The sequence below is a fragment of the Kitasatospora sp. NPDC029312 genome, from assembly GCF_055569215.1.
Genome location: NZ_JBVHXY010000038.1, coordinates 1 through 21,894, shown reverse-complemented (window position 1 = coordinate 21,894; position 21,894 = coordinate 1). Strand labels below are relative to the sequence as shown.

Genomic DNA, 21,894 nt, shown 5'->3' with positions numbered 1-21,894 from the left:
AGGAAGGGGCGGGGCTCGGCGTTCGCGCCGGGCCCCGCCCCTTTCGTCAGGACTCAGCCCTCCAGGAACGCCTTGATCGCGCTCGCCAGCAGGTGCGGGTCCTCCGCGCCGCACAGCTCGCGCGCCGAGTGCATGGACAGCGCCGCGATGCCGCAGTCCACCGTCCGGATGCCCAGCCGCGCCGCCGTGATCGGGCCGATGGTCGTCCCGCAGGGCATGGCGTTGTTGGAGACGAAGGTCTGCCACGGCACGCCGGCCTTCTCGCAGGCGGCCGCGAACACCGCCCGGCCGACGCCGTCGGTCGCGTAGCGGTTGTTGACGTTGACCTTGAGCATCGGCCCGCCGTTGGGCATCGGGTGGTGGCCCGGTTCGTGCCGCTCGGTGTAGTTGGGGTGGACGGCATGGCCCATGTCCGAGGAGAGGCAGACGGTGCCGGCCAGCGCCCGGGCGCGGTCCTCCGGGTCGCCGCCGCGGGCGTGGATCGTCCGGTCGATGACGTTGCCGAGCAGCGGGCTCTGCGCGCCGGTGTCGGACTCGCTGCCGGTCTCCTCGTGGTCGAAGGCGGCCAGCACCGGCACGTACGGCAGCTCGACGTCGCCCTCGGCGGCGGCCGTGGCGACGGCGGCGAGCGCGGCGGTGGCCGCGTGCACCGACAGCAGGTTGTCCAGCCGGGGGGCGGCCAGCAGTTCCTGGTCGCGGCCCAGGTAGGAGGGCGGCTGGACGTCGTGGGTCATGAGGTCCCAGCCGATCACGTCCTCGACGGCCAGGCCGGCCCGCTCGGCGACGTAGGCGATCAGCGCGCCTTCGTCCACCGGGCCGAGGCCCCAGATCGGGGTGACGTGGCGCTGCCGGTCGAGCTTCATGCCGTCGTTGACCTGGCGGTCCAGGTGGATGGCGAGCTGCGGCACGCGCAGCAGCGGCTCGTCCAACTGGACGAGCCGCGCACTTCCGTCCCTGAGCGCGAGTCTGCCGGACAGCCCGAGGTCACGGTCGAGCCAGGTGTTCAGCGGCACCCCGCCGTAGATCTCCACCGCGACCTGCCGCCAGCCCGCCGAGCCGGTGTCCGGCAGCGGCTTGACCCGCAGGTTGGGCGAGTCGGTGTGGGTGCCGACGATGCGGAACGGCGTCTCGGGGCCGGCTCCCTCCGGCAGGTACCAGGCGATCAGCGCACCGCCGCGGATCAGGTAGCGCCCGCCGGCCGCCCCGTCCCAGGCGTCCGTCTCGGCGACCTGACGGAACCCCGCCTTCTCCAGGCGCTCGGCCGCACTCGCGACCGCGTGGTACGGGGACGGCGAGGTGCCGAGGAACGCGATCAGGTCGTCGGTGTGCGTCCGGTCGAAGAATGCCCGGCGGGCGGCGGTCGACATACTGCTCCTGGGTCGAGGGAGGGCCGAAGCCGGATGGGGAGTCGGCTTCGCCCCTTGAGCATATGCCCGTACACGGACATGGCATTCGGACGCTCTCATCGGTGCGGAAGCCGGACACACCGGTGGGCCGGCCGCTGTGAACTGCTATCCACGAAGCCCTCACCGGCAGGGTTCCGTTCGGCCCGTCCGGGTGCCACCGGCCACGTCAAGTCTCCGTCAGCGGTGCCGCGTTGACGATGACGACGCGAGAACGGCGACGCCAGAACACCGAAGGGCCCGGTGGCAGCCGGGCCCTTCGGTGTGAGGGTTTCGTCAGGCAGTCAGGAGGTGCCGCTCGCGGCGCGCCCCGAGGAGGGGGTGGCGGGCGACGGGTGGGCGTGGCCTAGAAGGCCTCCTCCGCCAGCTCCATGATCTCGTTGTCGATGCCCTCGGCGATCGCCCGCTGCGGGGCGACGGTCGGCAGGACGTTCTTGGCGAAGAAGCGGGCCGCCGCGACCTTGCCCTGGTAGAACGGCACGTCCTTCTCGGAGGCGCCGGCCTCCAGCTTGGCCAGGGCCACCGCGGCCTGGCGCAGCAGCAGCCAGCCGACCACGACGTCGCCGGAGACCATCAGCAGGCGGGTGGTGTTGAGGCCCACCTTGTACATGTTCTTGACGTCCTGCTCGACCGAGGAGAGGTCGGCGAGCAGCTTGCCGACGATCGCCTCCAGGTCACCGGCGGCGGTGGCGAGCAGCTTGCGCTCGGCGGCCAGGGCGTCGCCGCCCTCGGCCGAGGCGAGGAACTTCTGGATCTGCTCGGACAGCGCGGTCAGCGCCTGGCCGCCGTCCTTGACGATCTTGCGGAAGAAGAAGTCCTGGCCCTGGATCGCCGTGGTGCCCTCGTAGAGGGTGTCGATCTTGGCGTCGCGGATGTACTGCTCGATCGGGTACTCCTGCAGGTAGCCGGAGCCACCGAAGGTCTGCAGGGACTGGGCGAGCTGCTCGTAGGACTTCTCCGAGCCGTAGCCCTTGACGATCGGCAGGAGCAGGTCGTTGAGGCGCTCGGCGGCCTCGTCGGTCTCACCGCGCAGCTTGGCGGCCATCATGTCGTCCTGGACCGACGCGGTGAACAGGACCAGCGCGCGCATGCCCTCGGCGTAAGCCTTCTGGGTGAGCAGCGAGCGGCGCACGTCCGGGTGGTGGGTGATGGTGACGCGCGGGGCGGTCTTGTCCAGGAACTGCGAGATGTCGGCGCCCTGCACGCGCTCCTTGGCGTACTCCAGGGCGTTCAGGTAGCCGGTGGAGAGGGTGGCGATGGCCTTCGTGCCGACCATCATGCGGGCGAACTCGATGATCTTGAACATCTGGCGGATGCCGTCGACCTTCTCGCCGAGCAGCCAGCCCTTGGCCGGGTGCTTGGCACCGAAGGTCATCTCGCAGGTGTTCGAGGCCTTGAGGCCCATCTTGTGCTCGACGTTGGTGGCGTAGACGCCGTTGCGCTCGCCGAGCTCGCCGGTCTCCCAGTCGAAGTCGAACTTCGGGACGATGAACAGGCCCAGGCCCTTGGTGCCCGGCTTACCGCCCTCGGGGCGGGCCAGCACCATGTGGATGATGTTCTCGGACATGTCGTGCTCGCCCGAGGTGATGAAGCGCTTCACGCCTTCGATGTGCCAGGAGCCGTCCTCCTGCCTGATCGCCTTGGTGCGACCGGCGCCGACGTCGGAGCCCGCGTCGGGCTCGGTGAGGACCATGGTGGAGCCCCACAGGCGGTCGGTCATCCGCTTGGCGATCTCGAGCTGCTCCTCGGTGCCCTCCTCGGCGATGACGCCGGCGAAGGCCGGGCCGGAGGAGTACATCCAGATGGCCGGGTTCGAGCCCAGGATCTGCTCGGCGAAGGCCCAGATCAGCGAGTTCGGGGTGACCTGGCCGCCGATGGACTCCGGGATGCCCAGGCGCCACCACTCGGCGTCCATGAAGGTCTGGTAGCTCTTCTTGAACGCGGCCGGGATCGGGGCCGTGTTGGTCTCCGGGTCGAAGACCGGCGGGTTGCGGTCGGTGTCGGTGAAGGACGCGGCGAGGTCGTTCTCGGCGAGGCGCGCGATCTCGCTGAGGATGTTCTTCGCGGTGTCGACGTCCATGTCGGCGAACGGTCCGGTGCCGTACACCTGGTCGCGACCGAACACCTCGAAGAGGTTGAACTCCACGTCCCGCAGGTTGGACTTGTAGTGACCCATGGCCTGTTTTCTCCGGTTCGTCGCTTCCGGGTGACCGCCTCGTTTCGGGCGTCCCGTACCCACCAGTAGGCATCATGATGCTACCCAGCGGTAACTTGGGCAAGCCCCTGAGGGTGAATCGCCTATGAACGTGGTCACGTCCCACAGCCGGCGCGGCCACTCCTTGTCAGGATCGGCGCCAGCGCGGGCGGCTGCGCTCCCGCTAGCCTGTCCGTGTGTACGGATATGACCAGAACGCATACCCGGGCGACCCCTACCAGCAGCAGGCGGGTCCGCAGCCGGGCATGAACGGCATGCCCGGACCCGACGCGTACGGCGCGCAGGGGCAGGCGTCCCAGCAGTCGCTGTACCCGGAGCCCTCCCCGCCGTCGCTGGCGGACGCCGTCCGGGCCTTCACCACCGGCTCGATGGCGGTCGAGGACTTCCAGGCGATCTTCATCACCTCGAAGGTGCACTGCCCGCGCGGCGACCGCCCCGGCTTCCTGGCGCTGCACAACACGCCGACGCCGGTGATCCCGATGTTCAGCTCGCTCAAGGAACTGCGCCGCTACGCCGGCAAGGACTCCAAGCACTTCACGGTCACCGGCGCCGAGGTGCTGGACCTGCTGCCGACCGGCTACGGCTTCGCGCTGGACATGGAGGGCGAGCACCGGATGGTGTTCGACGCCAAGGCGGTCGAGCAGATGGTCGACTTCACCATGCGCCGCATGTACGGCTGACGGATCCTGGGAGGGAAGCCCCGCGCTTCCCCGTCACCACATAGTTCAAGTTTCAACTTGCTTGTTGTTGAGGATTGAACTAACCTCGTGCACGTAGGCCAGAAACCCCCCGAAGGAGGCCGACATGCCCGCCGTGACCGTCGACAACCCGCTGACCCTTCCGCGCGTCACCACGCCGGACCAGGCCGTCGCGAGCGCCCGGCCCGTCCTCACCGTGGCCACCGCCCCCGAGGGCTACGAGGGCGAGGGCTTCCCCGTCCGCCGCGCCTTCGCCAAGATCAACACCAAGTTCCTCGACCCGTTCATCATGATGGACCAGATGGGCGAGGTGGACTACGCGGCCGGCGAGCCCAAGGGCACCCCGTGGCACCCGCACCGCGGCTTCGAGACGGTCACCTACATCATCGACGGAACGTTCGTCCACCAGGACTCGCACGGCGGCGGCGGCGTCATCACCGACGGCGACACCCAGTGGATGACCGCCGGCTCCGGCCTCCTCCACATCGAGACCCCCCCGGAGTCCCTGGTGATGTCCGGCGGCCTCTTCCACGGCCTCCAGCTGTGGGTCAACCTGCCCGCCTCCGACAAGATGATCGCCCCGAAGTACCAGGACATCCGCGGCGGCAGCGTCAAGCTGCTCAGCTCCGAGGACGGCGGCGCACTGCTCCGGGTCATCGCCGGCGAGATCGACGGCCACCAGGGCCCCGGCGCCACCCACACCCCGATCACCATGATCCACGCCTCGCTCAGCCCCGGCGCCCAGATCACCCTGCCCTGGCGCGCCGACTTCAACGCCCTCGCCTACGGCCTCGCCGGCAAGGGCTCCGCCGGCCAGGAACACCGCCCCTTCGGCATGGGCCAGGCCGTCGTCTTCGGCGACGGCGACTCCCTCACCATCCGCGCCGACGACACCCAGGACTCCCGCAACCCCAACTTCGAGGTCGTCCTCCTCGGCGGCCTCCCGATCCGCGAACCCGTCGCCTGGTACGGCCCGTTCGTGATGAACAGCCACCACGAACTCCAGCAGGCCATGGACGACTTCCAAGCCGGCCGCCTCGGCACCATCCCCACCGACGCCCACTGAGTCACAACCCAGGTCCGCGAGGCGTGCGCCATGTCCTGACTGCTCCGCCCAGTCGGGACATGGCCGCGGTCGACCGGGCCTGGTCCACCTCTGACGCTGCCGGGTGACCCGGACGTGGGTGGAGTCGGTCACGACCACCAACCAGTCGAGCCGACGGGCGAACCGGAACCTTCACAGCAGGACCAGATGGAGCCGGTCCCACAGACCGGCGTGGTTCCGCCTTCCGTTGCTGCTTCGCGAAGGGAGGCCGCCCCGGTCGGGGCCGGGGCGGCTGGGGCCCAGAACCGCAACCGCGGCTATCCCCAGTTCGAGGCAGGTTCCACCGACGACCACACCCCGATCGACGTCGCGCCCGAAAAGCGGACGATGCGGCTCGGATGTCCGACCATCCGAGCCGCACCTGTGGAGCGCGTCAGCGAGGGGAACCGTAGCGAAGGTCAACGAGGGCGCCCGCCAGGCCGCCGACCGTGACGGCGGGCACGATCGCCGCCCAGGTGTCACCGGCCACCGCTCCTGAGATCACCACTAGGGCAATGACAGCCGATGCGGTTACCCGGGCGGGCAGTGACCGCGGCAGCAGCTGGACCGGCCGGCCGCTCCGCCGCAATCGGGTCAACCTCACGGCGAGCAGAACAGCTGCGGCCACAAGGAGCGGCGGCACCATTGCGTGCGCGGAAATTCCCATGGCTGTGTTCGCCCCTCTCCGACGGTTACTTGCAGTCTTCGTCAGAGTACTCGTACGCCGTGAACATCGGAATCTTGACCTCAACGCACTGGTTGTCGTTCTGAGCGTTCCAAGCGACACGAGAGATGTTTGCGGCATTCAGAACGCCGTACACATTGAACGGCGGCGGAGCGGCGACGAAGACAGCCGCGAGAAAGGCCGAGTCGGCCGCGACATGGCCGGTCTCGTTCTTGTCGAAGTAGACGGTGCCTGTGACCCAACCCCAGGTCCACTTCGGGTCCGCGACAACCGGGTACGCCGTCTTCTCGTCAGTCGCGACGGACTGAACGAGTGTGTTGCCATCGAGGCGGTAGCCGGTGTTCAGGGACTTGCCGGTCGCGTCCTTGGCCCATGGTGCGTCGATGTGACCCATTGCGAAGGCGCCGCCGGCGCCACCGGCCTGGACGATGTCGTAGCCGCCGCCGGCCGCGACGAGGTGCGCCCCCGTCGGCAGGCTCAGGTCGAAGCGCTGTTCGGTCGGCGCGCCGGAGTCCTTGAGCGTGACGAGCGCGCGGGCACCACCGTCGGTGGTGGCCTGTACCGCGAGGTCGGTGCCGCGTGCCGCGTTCGGGTAGACCGTCGTGCCCTCGGCCGTGGTGAGACCGGCGGTGCCACGTGCCGCAGGCAGGGCCAGCGTCACGGTGCTGCCGTTAGCAGCCGTGACCGAGATGCTTCCGTCAGCGGCGGTCGGCGCCGTCACGACGACGCTCCCCCCGGGCTTCGAAACCCGGGCCGTCGCGCCCCCCGCGCCAACGGTGCTCCGGGCGATGTCTGCGGTTCCGGTGGCCCGCTGCACAACGTCGGCCGCGTGAGCGGCCTGGCTTGTCCCGGATTGCGGTTCCGCCTGAGCGCTTGTGGCACCCACCAGGCCGGTGAGTGCGAGTGCGAGTGCCATGGAGCTGATGGCAGCCATGGAACGGCGTGTACGCATGGAGATGTAACCCCCCTCTTGGCCGCACACATTCTGAGGCCCCCTGCCTCAAGTGCGGCGGATGTGATCCGAACGTACACGCCTATCGAGAGATTGACACGAACTTTCGAACCGGGTCGCAACGAATATTCCGGACGGGATAATTCCGAGTGCCGCGGGCTTTTGAGGATGTTTTCATTCCGGATAACCCTGCAGGCTCGGAGGAGTCGCCGACAGGGCCGGACCGGCATGCGCTGAGCCCGGTCACCGTCGGCGGGCCCTCCGCGATACGTTGATCCTTTCGACTGCGGGATCGGACCGGTGGCCGGGAGGCTTCTGAGCGGAAGGGGTGGGGCGGCGACGTGGGGGAGGACCTGAGGGGCTGGGTTCGCGTGCCGGTGGGGCCCGATGCGGGCCGCTGGGCCACGCGCGGGCGGTGCCGACGGGTCCTCCTGGTGGTCCACAACGTGACCGCGGCGACGCGGCTGCTGGACGTGCTTCCGCTGTTCCGTGACGACCTCCGGATCCAGATCCTGGCGAGCTGCACCGGATCGTCGCCTTTTCAGTCCGGGGTGGCGGAGTTGCTCGCCTCGGCCGGTGTGCCGGTACTGCCCTGGGAGCAGGCGCTCTCGGTGCCTGTGGATCTGGCGATATCGGCCAGCTTTGGCGGCCAACTGAGCTTCCTGAAGGGCGAGTTGGCGGTTCTCTCTCATGGCGTTGGATACAATAAGAAGCTGGCCGGACACCGGACACCGGACACCGGACACCGGACACCGTGTTCGGGCTGGGGCCGGAGTGGCTCCTCTCCGAGGACGGCACTCCGATCGCGGACGCCATGGTGTTCTCGCATCCCGAGCAGATCGCACGGCTCGCCGAGTCGTGTCCCGAGGCCCTGCCGACCGCGGTGTTGGCCGGCGATCCGTGCTTCGACCGCATCCTCGCCGCCCGCCGTCACCGGGACCGGTACCGGCGGGCCCTGGGTGTGCGTCCCGGGCAGCGCCTCGTTCTGCTGAACTCCACCTGGAACCCGACCTCGCTCTTCGGTGACGCCGGCCCCGAGGACGTCCTCCCCCTTCTGCTGCCCCGGCTGACGTCCGAACTCCCCGTGGACGAGTACCGGGTGGCGGCCGTCCTCCACCCGAACATCTGGCACGGCCACGGCCCCGGCCAGGTGCGCCTCTGGCTGGACAGGGCCCGCCGGGCCGGACTCGCCCTCATCGATCCGCTCGAGGGCTGGCGCCAGGCCCTGATCGCCGCGGACGTGGTCCTGGGCGACTTCGGTTCGGTCAGCTACTACGCCGCCGCGTGCGGCACGCCGGTCCTGCTGGGGGCGGCCGACCCGGCGGTACTAGGGGCGTCGTCGCCGGTCGCCGCGTTCGTCCGGTCCGCGCCCCGACTCGATCCGTACGGCGCGCTGCTGCCCCAGGTGGAGAAGCTGTTGGCCGAACACCGTCCCCTGGAAGGACCGGCCACGCTGACGAGTTCGGTTCCGGGTCGATCGGCGGCGCTGTTGCGCGGTCTCTTCTACCGGCTGATCGGCATCACCGAGCCGGCCGCCCCGGCGGTGCTCGATCCGCTGCCGCTGCCGCCGTACGAGCCGCCGCTGCGCACCGCACCGCTGCGTGTCCTCACCCGCACCGCCGTGGACGGCAGCGTGGCCGTCCAGCGCTTCGCCGAGCCCCGGTACGAGCCCCCGGGGGAGGGCGAGGGCCACCTCGCGGTGCACGAGGAGACCCTCGATCCCGGTGTCCTGGAGCTCGCCGACGTCATCTTCCGGTACGGCGAGGCCGACGATCCCCGGTTCGGTTCTCCCTGCCGGTGGGCCGCCGAGGTGCTCGACCGCTACCGGTCCGCCTCCCTCGCCGCCTACGTCACCGGCCCCCGAACGTGCACCGTGCTGCACCGCAGCGGTCTGCTGCTCGAGTCGGCGGCCGAAACGGACGGCGACCCGGCCGCGCACGCTTCGGCGCTGCACGCCCGGCTGGGCGCCGGCTCGAGCCCCGCGGAGCTGGTCGCGACCGGGCTGACCGTCGGGACGGGCAGTCACCGGGAACGGGTGCGGGTCACTGTTCTTCGGGGAGGCACCGGGCCCGCAGGGCCGCCAGGTAGGTGAGGTGGATGGTGGCGTTCTCCCGGCTCAGCAGGGCGACCGCCTCGTCGATCAGGGGGAGCGCCGCGTCGTGCTCGGCCGTGTCGAGGTGGAGCTCGGCCAGGTCGGTCAGCACGCGGGCGGTGTTGTAGCCCTCCCCGCTGGCACGGAAGAACTCCAGTGCGGTCCCGAGCCGTTGCCGCGCCGCGTCGAACCGGCCGAGGCCCCGCAGCGCCCGTCCGCGATGGCGGTGCAGCAGCGCGTGCGCCCGCGGCAGATCGGCGGCGCCGTCGTCGTCCGGGCCGATCCCGTCGAGCAGCCCGTCGGCCTCCTCGAAGCAGTCCAGGGCGGGCTGGAAGCGCCACTGGCGCAGCCGCAGCAGGCCCAGCGATTCGACGGCCGTCGCCCGTCCGCGCAGGTGGCCCGCCCGGGCCTCGTCCTCGGCGGCCGCCAGCAACTCCCGTTCGGCCTCCTCGTCCTGCCGCGACTCCATGAGGGCGAAGGCGAGTTGGGTGCGCATCCGGCCGGCCGTCCGGGTGCCCGGGCAGTGCCGTCCGGCCGTACGGGCCCCGGCCCGCAGCGCGGGCAGCAGGGCATCGTGGCAGCCCGCCTTGAGCTGCACGGCCCAGAGCGCCTCGACGGTCTGGCAGACGGTGTCGAAGCGGCCGAACTCCTCGGCGGCGAGCACGGCTTCCACCAGGTTCCCGAGTTCGGCTACCAGGGCGGCGACGGCCGCGCCCTCGTCCTCGTAAGGGCCCGGACCGAGCTCGGCGTACAGCGGGCCGAGGTGCCAACGTTCCTTCAGCGCCGCGTAGTCCGCCTGGACGGCGAAGCGCAGGTACCAGTCCACGGCGCGGGCCACGGCGGCGGCGCAGCCCGCCAGGCCGTCCTCGCGGGCCGCGGCCTCCTCGGCGTGGGCGCGCACCGCCGGCCGGTAGCGGTACCGGCCGTCCCCGGTGCTCTCCAGCAGGTGCTGGTCGGCGAGTTCGGCCAGCGCCCGTTCCGCCTCCGTCTCGGGGACGTCGGCGGCGGCGGCCACGGCGCCCGCGTTGAGGGCCGGCCAAGGACGCAGTGAACCCAGCCGGTAGACCAGGGCCGCGTCCGGCCCGAGCCGGCGGTACACCTCCTCGGCCGCCGCCCGCACCGGGGACGACGGGGAGGGCGCGGAAGACGAGGACGACGCGGACGCCGTGCCGGCGCCGCCGAAGGAACCCGCCGTCAGGTGCGCGGCGACGGCCCGAAGGGCGAACGGTGAACCGGCGCACCGCTCCAGTACGGTGGGAAGGGCGGCGCGGGCCGTCGTGACGGCCGGCCGTCCCGCGAGCTCGGTGAGCAGGCGCTTGGCGTCCTTGTCGGACAGCGGGCCGACGGGGATGGTGACGGCGTCCAATCCGGTCAGCGGACGGCGGGCGACGATCAGGGTGAACACCCCGGGTGCGGGCGTGATCAGCGGCTGGACCTGGGCCGCCGACTGCGCGTGGTCGAGCACGACCAGCATGCGGCGGCCGGCGAGCAGGGAGCGGAACAGGTCGATCCGGTCGTCCACCGCGGGCGGAAGGTCCTCGGCCGGCACACCGAGGCGCGACAGGAAGTGCCTCAGGACCGTCGCGCTCGTCGGGGCGGTGTTCGCCGATCCGCCCCGGAGGTCCGTGTACAGGGTCCCGTCCGGGAACCGGCGGGTCTCGCGGCCGCCCCAGTGGAAGGCGAGGGCGCTGGTGCCGATCCCCTCCGGTCCGTGCAGGACGGCCACCTTCGGGAGACCGTCGGGCTTGCGGTCGGCCTCGCGGTCCAGCAGGGCCAGCGGCCCCTTGCGATCGGTGAAGAACCGGGCCGAGGCAGGGAGCAGCCGCGGCACGCCGTGTGCCACCGCCCCGGCGGTGCCTCTCCCGCTCATCACGGCGGCGAGCGCCCTGGCCTGCTCGGGGTTGCGGAGCGCTTCCGCCACCAGCAGCCCCGCGACGGACTCGCGTTCGGCCTGTCCGACCGGGGCCGGCACCTCCCGCCCCACCGCCCGGGCGACCAGCCCGCCGACCGTCTCCCAGGCCCGTTTGCCCGCCTCGTTGGCCATCCCCGCGCCGGCCGCGCCCAGGAAAGCCGTCACCGCCGACAACGACAGTGGATCCACCCGCACCCACCCCCCGGTCCTTCGTAGGGCGGGGTCCGGCCACCGCCCCGGTCTGTTGCGTCCGGCCCAACGGTAGCCTGCCGTACCGGCCGTACGAGGAGACCCGGCCCTGCCGGCGCCGCGCCGAGGAGGACGGGCTACAGCAGCGCGTAGACCGCCGAGGCGTCGTCGTGGGTCTTGCCGCGCGGCCAGCGCTCACAGGCGGCGTCCGCGCGCTCCACCTGCCGGACCTGGGCGATCAGTTCACCCGGCCCGGACTCCGCGAGCAGCCGCAGCACGTCGCCCCAACTGCCCAGCCCGAAGCGCTCGGTGTAGCGGGAGGCGCCGTCGGTGAGCGCGGCCAGGGCGTGCAGCCGGTCCAGCCGGACGAAGCCGGTCTCGGCGTGCTGGGCGGCGCGCGGGCTGGCGGCGGCGATCCACGGCCCGTTGCCCCGGTTGCGGGCGGCGCGTACGGCCAGCGCGTACTCCAGGTGCAGCGCGGCCCGCTCGGCCGAGCCCGGGACGGTCGCCCAGATCTGGCGGCGCAGTTCCTCCCCGCCGGGGAAGCGCTGGTTGTCGCCGATCACCTTGGGCGGGGCGTCCTTGAACTCCAGCACCAGCAGCGAGTCGCCGAGCACCAGGTACTCGAGCGACTCGCCGTGCCGCCGGACCGCGACCACCATCGCGGCGGGTGTGTTGGGGTGGGCGAGGTCGCAGCGGCCGCCGTGCAGCGCGGCCGTCTCCACGATGGCGTCGGCCAGGCACTCGGCGATCGAGCGGTCCACCCGGTCGGTGAGCCGGGCGAGCAGGTGCACCCCCAGCCGGCGGACGTACCAGGCTGTTCCGTGCCGGCACCCGGACTCCAGGCCGACCGGCGAACTGGCGCCGTCCAGCAGGACCAGCGCCTCCGGCGAGGCCGCCGCGAAGTCCTCGCTCTCCCGGTCGGGCCGCCGTGCTTCCCCTGCGAGCTGTAGCTGCATCCCGACAGTGTGGCCGCCGCCCCCGGCCCGCGCCCAGACCCTTGCGCGGGTGTGGCGCGGGCCGGGGCCCGCCGCCCGGTGGCAGCCGGGGCAATTCGGCCATACCGTCGGATAGCGACTGGACAATTCGGCCAATCGGGGCCGATCAGGTTTGGCACCACCTTCGGGTGTCCGGTCGGCCCGGGAGTGACGAGGAGCGGAACATGTTCTGGCAGTTCATCGTGGTGCTGGCCGCCTCGCTCGGCTTTCCGACCGCCGCACTGTTCTTCCTGATCGGCGGACCGCGCTTCCCGGACGAGCGACGCGACCGGTAAAGGGCCAGTCGCCCACTGCGACGAAAACCAGCGCCCCGAAAACCAGCGCCCCGGCAACCAGCGCCCGGGCGGTCGGGGCTCAGGCCTTCCAGGCCGGGTCGCGGCCGAGCAGCGCCAGGGCGCGGTCGAACCGGCGGCCGGTGGCGCCGGGTTCGCGGCCCGGTCGGAAGGCCCGGCCGGGCGCCCGGGCCTCCGGTGTGTTCGGGACGGCCTCCGTCACCGCCAGCAGGGCGCCGACCAGCGCGTCGTCACCGTCCACCGCGGCGACCAGCGCTTCCGGGGTGCCGAGCGCCGCTGCGACGTCCCAGCCGTGCACCAGGGTGTCGAGCAGGTGGAAGCCCACCGCCTGGGCGAGCGGGAACGGGCCGTCGGCGCGGATCTCGGGCAGCCAGAGCGGACGGTCGACGGCGGCCGCCTCCCGGAAGGCGGCGGTGAGTTCCGCGCCGGTCCGGCGGAAGGCGTCCGCCGGGTCCGGGTCGACCTGGGCGTCCGCGAACAGTGCGAGGTCCGGCCCGGCGCCGCGGGCGGCTGCGGCGAAACCCCGGTGCTGGCCGACGCAGTGCTCCAGCAGCCGGCGCAGCGTCCAACCGGCGCAGGGGGTGGGCAGGTCCAGCTGCTCCGGGCGTACCGTGTCCACCACTCCGGCGGCCAACTCCATGGCGTGGGCGTGCAATTCGACGAGCTTCGTTTCGGCGAGCTTCATGCGGCAGCGACCTCCAGGCCGGCGGTGATGAATCCGATCACCTGATCAACGACGGCCGGCTCCGCGATGATCCGCCGATGGCCGAGGTTCTGAGTCAGCACCAGGTCGAGCCGGCCCCCGAACGCCCTCCGCAGCCGGTGCGCCTGGGCCACCGGAACGACCCGGTCACCCTCGTCGTGCAGCACCAGGACCGGCAGATCGATGGCGGCCGCCTGGCGGGCGGCGTCGTAGCGCTCCCAGGCACCGGCGTCCCCGGCGAACAGCTCCTGCTCGATCCGGCGGCGCAGCGCCCGTTCCACGGTGGCGTTGAGGCCGAGCCCGGCGCAGAACGCGGCCGGGAAGAAGCCGACCTCGGACACCCCGGAGACGGCCGCCAGCCGGCCCGCCGCCAGGCCGTCGGCCAGTGCGCCGAAGGCCGCGCAGACGCCCAGCGAGTGCGCTACCACGGCCTCGAACGGGCCGTACCGCTCCTGGAGTCGCACCGCGACCTCGCGGAATTCCAGCACGCTGGTGCTGCGCCCGCCGGAGTCGCCGTGGCCGGGCGCGTCGAAGGACAGGGCGCTGAGGCCGAGCGCCCGCAGTCGGGGCACGAAGGGCGCGAAGCGGGAGGCCCGGGAGCGCCAGCCGTGCAGCAGCAGGACGGGGCGCTCCCCGCTGCCCCAGCGGTAGCCGACGACGTGCTTGCCGTTGACGGCCAGCGGTTCGAGGTCGGCCCGCCGGTGGACCTCCTCCTCGGCGGGGCGGACCCGACTGCGCCGGAGCGGGCGCCGGAAGAGTTCGAAGGCCGCCCGGCCGGCCAGGTCGGGGGCGATCCGGGCGGTGTGGTTGAGGGTGGTGCGGATCAGTGCCTGGGTCGGGTCCATCGGGCCTCCCGGTCGGTGCTGACGGGTGTTCCTGCGGGGCCTTGCGGGTGGTGCCTCGCGCCGCGTCCTTGCCTCGGGCGCTCGGCGGACTTGCTCGGCGTCCTTACTCGGCGCGAGATATTAGCACGATCGTTCGTTCATCTTTGCGGCTATGCCGAGCGGCCACGCACTACCCTGACGACAGGCACTGCGAGCAGAACGGGGCGGACGATGGCCGGACCGACCACCGACGGAAGGGTCCTGCGCGGCGAGGAGACCCGCCGGGCCGTGCTCCGCCGCGCCGTCGGCATCGCCTCCGTCGAAGGCCTGGAAGCGCTCTCCATCGGCCGCCTCGCCACCGACCTCGGCCTCAGCAAGAGCGGCGTCTTCGCAGGCTTCGGCTCCAAGGAGGAACTGCAGCTCGCCACCGTCCGGGCCGCCCGCCGGATCTTCGCCGACGCCGTGATCAGCCCGGTCGCCGACACCCCGCCCGGCCTCGCCCGGGCCCGCGCCCTGTGCGAGAGCTGGCTGGACTACTCCCGCAGCCGGGTCTTCCCCGGCGGCTGCTTCTTCTACGAGGTCACCGCCGAGTTCGACGCCCGCCCCGGCGCCGTCCGGGACGCCCTGGCCGCCTGCGCCCGGGAATGGCACGAGACCGTCACGGCCGCCCTCGCCGAAGCCCGTACGGCCGGTGCCCTGCGCCCTGACGCCGACCCGGGCGACCTCGCCTTCGCCCTGATCGCGATCCTGGAGACCGCCAACTCGCAGGCGGTGCTGCACGACGAGGACACCCCGTACCAGCGGGCCGGCCGCCTCCTCCTGCGCCTCCTGCGCACCGAGGCCGCCGACCCGGCCGACCCGGCCCTGGCCGCCCAGGCCGTCTAGGCCTCCTTCGAGCCCGGCCCCTCCTCCGAGCCCAACGCCCGCTCCAGCCCGGCGGCTTGGGCGAGCAGCCGCTCGTCGCCACCCGCCGCACCGACCACCTGGAGGCCGAGCGGCAGCCCGGCCGCGGACCGCCCGGCCGGCAGGCTCAGCGCCGGCAGGCCGAGGAAGCTCCACGGCAACGACATCACCGCATCCCCGGTGCTGTGCAGGCCCTCCGGCGCGCCGCCGGTCGCGGACGGCGCCAGCCACAGGTCCACCCCGGCCCCGGCCGTCGCGGCCGCCACCCGCTCGCGCAGCCGCTCCCGGAACGCCAGCCCGGCCGCCCGGTCCTCCGGCGCGATCCCCTGGCCGACCCGGATGCTCGCCACCGTCTCCGGCCGGTACAGGCCGCCGAACCGGGCGAACCAGTCCGCGTGGCTGCGGGCCAGCTCGTAGCGGTTGACGGCCTGCACCTGCCGGCCGATCTCGACGAAGTCGGGGAACAGCGGCACCCGGCACACCGTCAGCCCGGCCCGTCGCAGCCGCTCCAGCCACTCCTCGAAGTCGCGCAGCGCCGCCGGCTCGGCCCGCTCCAGGTACGTGCCGTCCGGCACCCCGAGCACGGGCGCGGGCACGCCGGCCTCGGGCTCGGGCTCGGGCTCGGGCCGCCAGTCGTCACAGAGCAGCGGGGCCGCCAGCGCCACACCCGCCAGATCGGCGGTGAACACACCCAGGGTGTCCAGGCTGGGCGCGTTCGGGATCACGCCCGCGAACGGAATCCGCCCGTACGTCGGCCGGAAACCCACCACGCCGCAGTACGCGGCCGGGCGGATCACCGAACCGACCGTCTGGGTGCCGATCGCCAACGGCACCAGGCCCGCCGCCACCGCCGCCGCCGAACCACTGCTGGAACCGCCCGGGCTGTGCCCCGGATGGTGCGGATTGCGGGTCGGCCCCGGGGCGCTCGCGGCGAACTCGGCGGTCACCGTCTTGCCCGCGACCATCGCCCCCGCCGCCAGCAGGCGATCCACCACCACGGCCTGCGGGCCCGCCAGCACCCCCGGCGGCAACGCCGAACCGCCGTGCGTGGGCAGCCCGTCCACGTGCACGACGTCCTTCACCCCCACCGCCACCCCGTATAGCGGCGGCCGCGCGGCCGGCTGCGGGTAGTGCGCCCCCAACTCCCGCGCCCGCGCCGTCAGTCGGTCGTGCCGGCCGGGCTCCGGTACGAAGGCGTGGATCAGCGGGTCCACCCGCTCGACCAGCGCGCAGAGCCGGTCCACGTACTCGGGCAGGCCCGGCGCACCCGACCGCAGCCCGGCGGCCTCACGGGTCAACAAGCGTGGCTGGACGAGGGATTGTGTCATTTCGTCCGCGGTAGCCCTGCTCACGGCGGCGCCGACTCCCGGTCGCCCGGCTGCACCGGCTTCGCCGGGTGCCACAGGCTCACCGGGTTCGCGGGGTTCGTCCGCACGCCGGTCTCACTGGTGCTCGGCCGCCAGGTAGGGCTGCTCACGCAGGAAGTACGCCCCACAGGTGTGGCAGCACAGTTCGGGGGTCTTCCCCCAGTCCACCGCCTCCCGCACCGGCGCGTCCGGATCGAGCTCCCGCCCGCACATCGCCACGTCCTGCCCGCCCCGGACCATGTGCCACAGCCGCACCCCGCCGGCCTCGCCGTCGGCGCCGTACTCGGCTCGCATCTGATGCATCATGCACCCCATCGTCCGACCGTCCCCGAGCCCCGGCAACCGGAGGCCGCGCAGCACGTTCCCCCGCTCGGAATCCAGCCACCGGCGCCCGGTAGGGTACCCGGACGCGACCAGCGCCGACGGCCTCCGCCGCAGCCTCAAGTCGCCCCAAATCAGCCGTATTTCACCCAAGCTGGAGCCTTTGAACGTGCGCTCTTCCCGTCTCCTGGCCGGGTCCACGCTGGTGGCGCTCTCGCTCGGCGCCACCGTCTGCGCGACCTCCGCGAGCGCCGTCGGGATCCCCCCGACCCCCACCGCGAGCGCCACCCCGAGCGCGACCACCCCGCCCAGCACCACGGCGGCCACCCCCGGTACCCCTGCTCCGACGGCCACGGCCACGGCCACGAGCACGGCGAAGCCGACGAACCTGCCGACCCCGCCGGCCCCGAAGCCGGCCCCCGGCGACGACTGCCACGGCGGCGTCTACCAGAGCTCGCTGCTCAAGGCCACCGGCACCGGCCTGTACGGCACCACCCTGATCAAGGGGGGCCCGGCCGCCGAGATCACCCTGACCTGGGAGAACAAGAGCGGCGTCGACCTGCCCGCCGTCCACAACTCCTTCTACGTCACCGACGAGTTCGACGGGCCCCGGCCGGTCGACTGGAGCACCGAGTTCTTCGACGTCCAGCTGGACACCGGTGACGGATGGAAGCCCGCGAAGCTCGACGACCGGAGCCTGCGGGTGTCCGACTTCAAGCTGGCCAAGGGGCAGAAGCTCACCTACAAGGTCCGCATCGCCGCCACCGCGAAGGCCCCGGTCGGTCGCTACGGCGCGAACTACGAAGCCGGCTCGGACACCTTCGTCAACGACAAGGTCCCCACCCCGGCCAACAACAAGCCGCAGGCCTGCACCCAGTTCCTCGACGACTACGAGGGCGAGTTCCACGTCGCCGAGGCCGGCGGCGCCACCACGGCGGCCACCGTCCCCGCCTCCGCCTCCGCGTCGGCCCCCGCCGGTCCGGAGCTGGCCCACACCGGCGCAGACTCCAGCACCCTGCCGATCGCCCTGGGCGGCGCGGCGGCGCTGGCGGCCGGTGCCGGAACCGTGTTCGTCCTGCGCCGTCGCAAGGCCGGCGCGCACAGCTGATCCACCCCGGACGAACCCGAGGGGCGGGGACAACCGTTCCCGCCCCTCGGCGGTCTACCCCCGGAGAGCGACCCCGACCCGACCGCTGGAGCCCCCGATGCGACCCGCCCGCCTTCCCGCCGCCTGCACCCTCCTCGTGCTCACCGCCGGCCCGGTCGCCCTCAGCACGGTCCCCGCCCTCGCCGCCGACGCCTCTCCCACGGCCGCGCCGTCGGCGGCTCCCTCCGGGGCCCCCTCGGTGACTCCCTCGCTGACGCCGCCCACCCCGGCCCCGTCCGGCAACTCCTCCGTCACGCCGGCTCCCTCCGCGACGCCGACCGCCACCGGCTCCCCCACCGACTGCCCCGAAGGACCGACGCCCGTCGCCATGCCGGTCACCAGCACCAGCACCGGCCCCGGCCAGCTCTCGGTCACCTTCGACAACACCACCACCGCGACGGTCAAGGAACTCGCCACCACCGTCGCCCTCGCCGACGGCGGCGCCACCGTGCTCCCCGCCGAACTCCGCACCCCCGGCGGCACCTGGAAGCCCCTCACCATCGCCGGCACGCCGACCAACACCGGCACCTACCCGGTCGCCCCCGGCCAGAAGTTCACCCTCCAACTCCGCGCCGACACCCTCGGCGACCACCGCCTCACCTTCACCGCCAAGTCGGAGCTCCTCCCCAGCGGCTCCGCCCCGGCGAAGAAGTACACCTGCCCCCAGCTCACCGCCGCCTACACCAACCGCACCCCCACCGCGCCCACCCCGGCCCACCTCGCCGACACCGGCGCCGGCACCGCCTCCCGCCCCCTCGCCGTCGCTGGCACCACCGCCCTCCTCCTCGGCACCACCCTCCTCCTCCTGACCCGCCGCCGGTCCATCCAGGCCTGACCACCCGAGAACTCCGAGGGCAGGCAGCTCAGCGGCAGGGTGCGCCCTCGCACGGCTGAGCGGGGACTATGCCGTGGGCGAGCGCGCCCCATGGCCGGCAGCCAGAGCGCCGAGCAACGCGGCACGCGGCGAGAAGCCCGTGAACCGCCCTGAACGTCATCCGGCCGACGGCCCGAGAGCGCTGCGGGCGCGAGTCGGCCGCGCCCTGCCGAGAGGAAGACTCGTCCCGGCTGGCGGCCAGAACTGCGACGCTCCGGGGCCTTCGGCCGGGAGGTGCCCCAGGGCCGGTGGGCATTTCGCCGTGCTGTCCGTCCAGGGAGCATCGCGGGCTGGGAGCGCCGCGAGTGCGATGGGACCGCGCTCTGCCGTGGGGGACCACACCTCCCGGCTGGCGGCCCGAGCGATGAGCCATGGCCACGCGACGAAGCGCCTACGGCCGCCAGGGCACTCCGAGCCAGAGTCGCGGAAGCGCCGTGAGCCCGCGAGCGCCGGCGGGAGGCACATGGCCCGTCGAGGGCAGTCAGGAGGCGGCCCGCAGGAGGGCGTCGTCCCGCCACTTGAGGATCTTGTCGAAGCTCACGATGGCGCCCCGGAGGGGGTGGTTGCGGAGCTGGACGTGGTCGGTGAGGGCGTGGATGAGGAAGAGGCCCCGGCCGGATTCGGCGGTGAGGTCGGGGAGGGTGTCGAGGTCCACCGGGCGGAGGGTGGGGGCCGGGGGGCGGCAGGGGAGGACGTGGGTGTCGTAGGGGTGGCCGTCGCGGCGGGGGCGGTGGGCGGTGAGGATGCGGGCCGGGACGGTGGCTCGGGCTCGGCGGGAGCGGCGGGGTGCCCGGGCGGCCGTGGCCGGGCGGGCCGGGATGGGGGCGGCCGGGCGGCGGGCGGGCGGGGCGGACGCCGGCAGGCCGGGGCCGGAGTCGGTGACCTCGATCCGCAGGCGGTCGCCGCTGATCGAGGCGGTGACCTGGAAGCTCTCGTCGGGCCGGCCGGTGGCGCCGTGTTCGACGGCGTTGGCGCAGGCCTCGGTGAGGGCGACGCCGAGGTCGTCGGCGATCTGCGGGTCGACGCCCGCCGTCGCCATCGCACCGAGCAGGATGCGCCGGGCCAGCGGCACGCTGGCCGGGTCGCGCTTGAGGTGCAGAGTCCACCAGATGTCCACGGGAGGTCCCTCCTGGCTGCGGCTCCACATACAACTAGGTATCTCCGGGCGATTCGGCGGTGAACCGTGCCCGGGGGCGGGTACCGCCCGTTCGGCGGATGGACTGGGGACGGGGTCTGTGCCGAAGAGCGCACACCCGGTGGTCCACGCCGCTGCCGAACGGGGCATTCGTAGGGATTTCCCCCCTGCCGCTGTCGGCGGTGTACGCGATGAGATGATGGCCCGGCCATGACTGCCCTCCCCGCCGCCCCGTTCCCGGGCGCCTCCGTACCGGTCCGGCCGGTGGGGGCCGCCGCCTGGGACCTGCGGCTTGCCCGGGCGGTTCCGTTCGCGGTGGTGTGCACGCTGATCGCGGCCGCCGGGCACGCCCTGGCGGGTGGCGGCGACGTGCCGCCGGCCGCGCTGGCGACGGGCTTCGCCGCGGTGCTGGTGCTCGCGGTGGCGTGCGGTGGGCGGGAGCGTTCGCTGCCGGCCATCGCCGGGGCGCTCGGCGCGGGGCAGCTCGGACTGCACTGCCTCTTCCACGGTTTCGGCGGCTTCGGCGGCGGTGCGCAGCACGCTGCGATGACGATGCCGCAGGCGGCCGGCCGGCTGATCTGCAACGAGGCCCGGCCGGGCACGCTGATCGGCCTGTCCGGTGGTGTGTCCCCGGAGCAGTTGGTCTCCTCGGCGGGCCTGGATGCGCACGCGTACGCCGTCGCGCCCTGGTGGCAGGGCGGGGTGCTCGGGATGACCCCGTCGATGCTGGCCGGGCACCTGGCCGCCGCGCTGGTGGCGGGCTGGTGGCTGCGGCGCGGCGAGGCGGCACTGTGGCGGCTGGTGCGGGTGGCCGCGTCGGCGGCCCGGGAGCACTGGGCGGCGCCGCTGCGGTCGGCGTTGGTGCTGGTGGCCGCGCTGCTGCGCGGTCTGTTCGGCGTGGCCGGCCCGGTCCGCCGGTTCGGGGCCAGGGGCGGCGAGGGGCTGCTCCCGGCGGGTGCGGTGCTGCGGCACAGCGTGGTGCGGCGTGGTCCGCCGTGCGGGGTCTTCGCGCACTGACCCGGTGTCGCCCGTACCGCTGACCGGTACCGGGCCGGGCGTGCGCGGTGTCCGGGCCGTTCCGTCCGTTCCAGGGTCGGCGGCCCCAGGTTCCGCCCCACACGTCCCCACGTGCGGCCCCGCCGCGGCACGGTTTCCCGTGGCCCGGTGCAGGAGGCCGCCGCACTCCGATCGGAGACCCCCGCATCATGCGTTCCCTTCCCGCCCGTCGTCTCACCGCCGTCGCCCTGACCGCCGCCGCCTCCGTGGTGGCGCTGGCCGGCCCGGCCTTCGCGCACGTCACCGTGAACCCGGGCTCGGCCGCCCAGGGCGGTTACGCGGCCGTGAACTTCCAGGTGCCGAACGAGAGCGACACGGCGAGCACGGTGAAGCTGGAGGTCAACCTCCCGCTGGACCACCCGCTGGCCTCCGTCCGGACCCTGCCGATGCCGGGCTGGACCGCCAACATCGAGAAGTCGAAGCTCGACAAGCCGCTCAAGGTGCACGGCAGCGACGTCAACGAGGCCGTCTCCAAGATCACCTGGACCGCCGACGCCGGTACCAAGATCGCCCCCGGCCAGTTCCAGGAGTTCCGGGTCTCGATCGGCCCGCTGCCGACCGACTCCGACAGCCTGGTCTTCAAGGCCCTGCAGACCTACGACAACGGCGACGTCGTCCGCTGGATCGACGAGGCGCCGGTCGGCCAGCCCGAGCCGGCCCACCCGGCCCCGGTGCTGAAGCTCACCAAGGCCGCCGCCGCTGACGGCCACGGCGTCACCGCCACCGCCACCCCGGCCGCCGGCACCCACGGGGACAGCGCCGACCACGCCGCCGCCGCGGACGGCAACGGCAAGTCCAGCGACAACACCGCCCGCACCCTGGGCGTGGTCGGCATCGTGGTCGGCGTGATCGGCGCCGCCGTCGGCGTGCTCGGCCTGCGCCGCAAGAGCAGCGGCTCCGCCTCCTGATCCCCGCGCCGGGGGGGGGGGGGGGGCCCCCCGGGGGGGGGGGGGTGGGGGTACCCAGCACATGGTAGGGAGGACCAGGTCACGCACCACAAAACCCCACCACACCCCACGATCCCGGGGGGCCGCGACGCTGTC

At 73.1% G+C, this 21,894-nt stretch carries 18 protein-coding genes; 8 read left to right on the top strand and 10 right to left on the bottom strand.

From position 1 onward, the window contains the following. Positions 1-53: 53 nt before the first annotated feature. Together ACZ4WV_RS26715 and ACZ4WV_RS26710 are read right to left on the bottom strand one after the other, a co-directional pair. On the bottom strand, positions 54-1,367 hold the full coding sequence (locus ACZ4WV_RS26715) for a M18 family aminopeptidase (RefSeq protein ID WP_465750949.1): 1,314 nt from the start codon (positions 1,365-1,367) through the stop codon (positions 54-56). A 382-nt stretch (positions 1,368-1,749) separates the two neighbouring features. Next, entirely contained in the window at positions 1,750-3,579 is a 1,830-nt protein-coding gene (locus ACZ4WV_RS26710; protein WP_465750948.1) for an acyl-CoA dehydrogenase, read from the bottom strand. A gap of 215 nt (positions 3,580-3,794) precedes the next feature. On the opposite strand from ACZ4WV_RS26710, the gene ACZ4WV_RS26705 reads away from it, so the two are divergent. Both ACZ4WV_RS26705 and ACZ4WV_RS26700 read left to right on the top strand, forming a co-directional pair. Beyond that, positions 3,795-4,298: an SseB family protein gene (locus tag ACZ4WV_RS26705; protein WP_380609006.1), complete on the top strand. Its 504-nt coding sequence runs from the start codon at positions 3,795-3,797 to the stop codon at positions 4,296-4,298. Between the two features lie 124 nt (positions 4,299-4,422). Further along, complete coding sequence (locus tag ACZ4WV_RS26700) at positions 4,423-5,382, top strand: pirin family protein (RefSeq protein ID WP_465750946.1); 960 nt, start codon at positions 4,423-4,425, stop codon at positions 5,380-5,382. 710 nt (positions 5,383-6,092) lie between these two features. Here ACZ4WV_RS26700 and ACZ4WV_RS26695 read toward each other — a convergent pair. After that, positions 6,093-7,019, bottom strand: a complete 927-nt coding sequence (locus tag ACZ4WV_RS26695; protein WP_465750944.1) for a hypothetical protein — start codon at positions 7,017-7,019, stop codon at positions 6,093-6,095. A 772-nt stretch (positions 7,020-7,791) separates the two neighbouring features. On the opposite strand from ACZ4WV_RS26695, the gene ACZ4WV_RS26690 reads away from it, so the two are divergent. Beyond that, a complete protein-coding gene (locus tag ACZ4WV_RS26690; RefSeq protein ID WP_465750942.1) occupies positions 7,792-9,129 on the top strand; it encodes a hypothetical protein in 1,338 nt (445 codons plus the stop codon). On the opposite strand, the gene ACZ4WV_RS26685 is transcribed toward ACZ4WV_RS26690, so the two are convergent. From ACZ4WV_RS26685 to ACZ4WV_RS26670, 4 genes are all read right to left on the bottom strand, one after another. Continuing rightward, positions 9,080-11,236: a tetratricopeptide repeat protein gene (locus ACZ4WV_RS26685; RefSeq protein ID WP_465750940.1), complete on the bottom strand. Its 2,157-nt coding sequence runs from the start codon at positions 11,234-11,236 to the stop codon at positions 9,080-9,082. The two genes, ACZ4WV_RS26690 and ACZ4WV_RS26685, sit on opposite strands and share 50 nt — an antisense overlap. Positions 11,237-11,367: 131 nt before the next feature. Then, on the bottom strand, positions 11,368-12,189 hold the full coding sequence (locus ACZ4WV_RS26680; protein WP_465750938.1) for an integrase: 822 nt from the start codon (positions 12,187-12,189) through the stop codon (positions 11,368-11,370). A 393-nt stretch (positions 12,190-12,582) separates the two neighbouring features. Further along, positions 12,583-13,206, bottom strand: coding sequence for a TIGR03086 family metal-binding protein (locus ACZ4WV_RS26675; RefSeq protein ID WP_465750936.1), 624 nt, complete (start codon positions 13,204-13,206; stop codon positions 12,583-12,585). Further along, on the bottom strand, positions 13,203-14,069 hold the full coding sequence (locus tag ACZ4WV_RS26670; protein WP_465750934.1) for an alpha/beta hydrolase: 867 nt from the start codon (positions 14,067-14,069) through the stop codon (positions 13,203-13,205). Before ACZ4WV_RS26670 ends, ACZ4WV_RS26675 begins: the two co-directional genes overlap by 4 nt. A 210-nt stretch (positions 14,070-14,279) precedes the next feature. Between ACZ4WV_RS26670 and ACZ4WV_RS26665 the strand changes: the two genes are divergently transcribed. Beyond that, the gene (locus ACZ4WV_RS26665) at positions 14,280-14,933 is read left to right on the top strand and encodes a TetR/AcrR family transcriptional regulator (RefSeq protein ID WP_465750932.1); all 654 of its coding nucleotides are present in this window, start codon (positions 14,280-14,282) and stop codon (positions 14,931-14,933) included. Here ACZ4WV_RS26665 and ACZ4WV_RS26660 read toward each other — a convergent pair. Further along, positions 14,930-16,249, bottom strand: a complete 1,320-nt coding sequence (locus ACZ4WV_RS26660; protein ID WP_465750930.1) for an amidase — start codon at positions 16,247-16,249, stop codon at positions 14,930-14,932. The genes ACZ4WV_RS26665 and ACZ4WV_RS26660 overlap by 4 nt on opposite strands. Before the next feature lie 144 nt (positions 16,250-16,393). Continuing rightward, complete coding sequence (locus ACZ4WV_RS26655) at positions 16,394-16,624, bottom strand: hypothetical protein (protein WP_465750929.1); 231 nt, start codon at positions 16,622-16,624, stop codon at positions 16,394-16,396. Positions 16,625-16,808: 184 nt separating this feature from the next. Here ACZ4WV_RS26655 and ACZ4WV_RS26650 point away from each other — a divergent pair, with 184 nt between their 5' ends. After that, positions 16,809-17,747 (top strand): LPXTG cell wall anchor domain-containing protein, encoded by a 939-nt coding sequence (locus tag ACZ4WV_RS26650; protein ID WP_465750927.1) that lies wholly within the window; start codon positions 16,809-16,811, stop codon positions 17,745-17,747. Positions 17,748-17,844: 97 nt separating this feature from the next. Beyond that, a complete protein-coding gene (locus ACZ4WV_RS26645; RefSeq protein ID WP_465750926.1) occupies positions 17,845-18,621 on the top strand; it encodes an LPXTG cell wall anchor domain-containing protein in 777 nt (258 codons plus the stop codon). Positions 18,622-19,141: 520 nt separating this feature from the next. On the opposite strand, the gene ACZ4WV_RS26640 is transcribed toward ACZ4WV_RS26645, so the two are convergent. Continuing rightward, positions 19,142-19,777: an ATP-binding protein gene (locus ACZ4WV_RS26640; protein ID WP_465750924.1), complete on the bottom strand. Its 636-nt coding sequence runs from the start codon at positions 19,775-19,777 to the stop codon at positions 19,142-19,144. A 228-nt stretch (positions 19,778-20,005) separates the two neighbouring features. Between ACZ4WV_RS26640 and ACZ4WV_RS26635 the strand changes: the two genes are divergently transcribed. Both ACZ4WV_RS26635 and ACZ4WV_RS26630 read left to right on the top strand, forming a co-directional pair. Then, on the top strand, positions 20,006-20,812 hold the full coding sequence (locus tag ACZ4WV_RS26635) for a hypothetical protein (RefSeq protein WP_465750922.1): 807 nt from the start codon (positions 20,006-20,008) through the stop codon (positions 20,810-20,812). A 188-nt stretch (positions 20,813-21,000) separates the two neighbouring features. Continuing rightward, positions 21,001-21,759 (top strand): YcnI family copper-binding membrane protein, encoded by a 759-nt coding sequence (locus tag ACZ4WV_RS26630; protein ID WP_465750920.1) that lies wholly within the window; start codon positions 21,001-21,003, stop codon positions 21,757-21,759. The last annotated feature ends 135 nt before the right edge of the window (positions 21,760-21,894 follow it).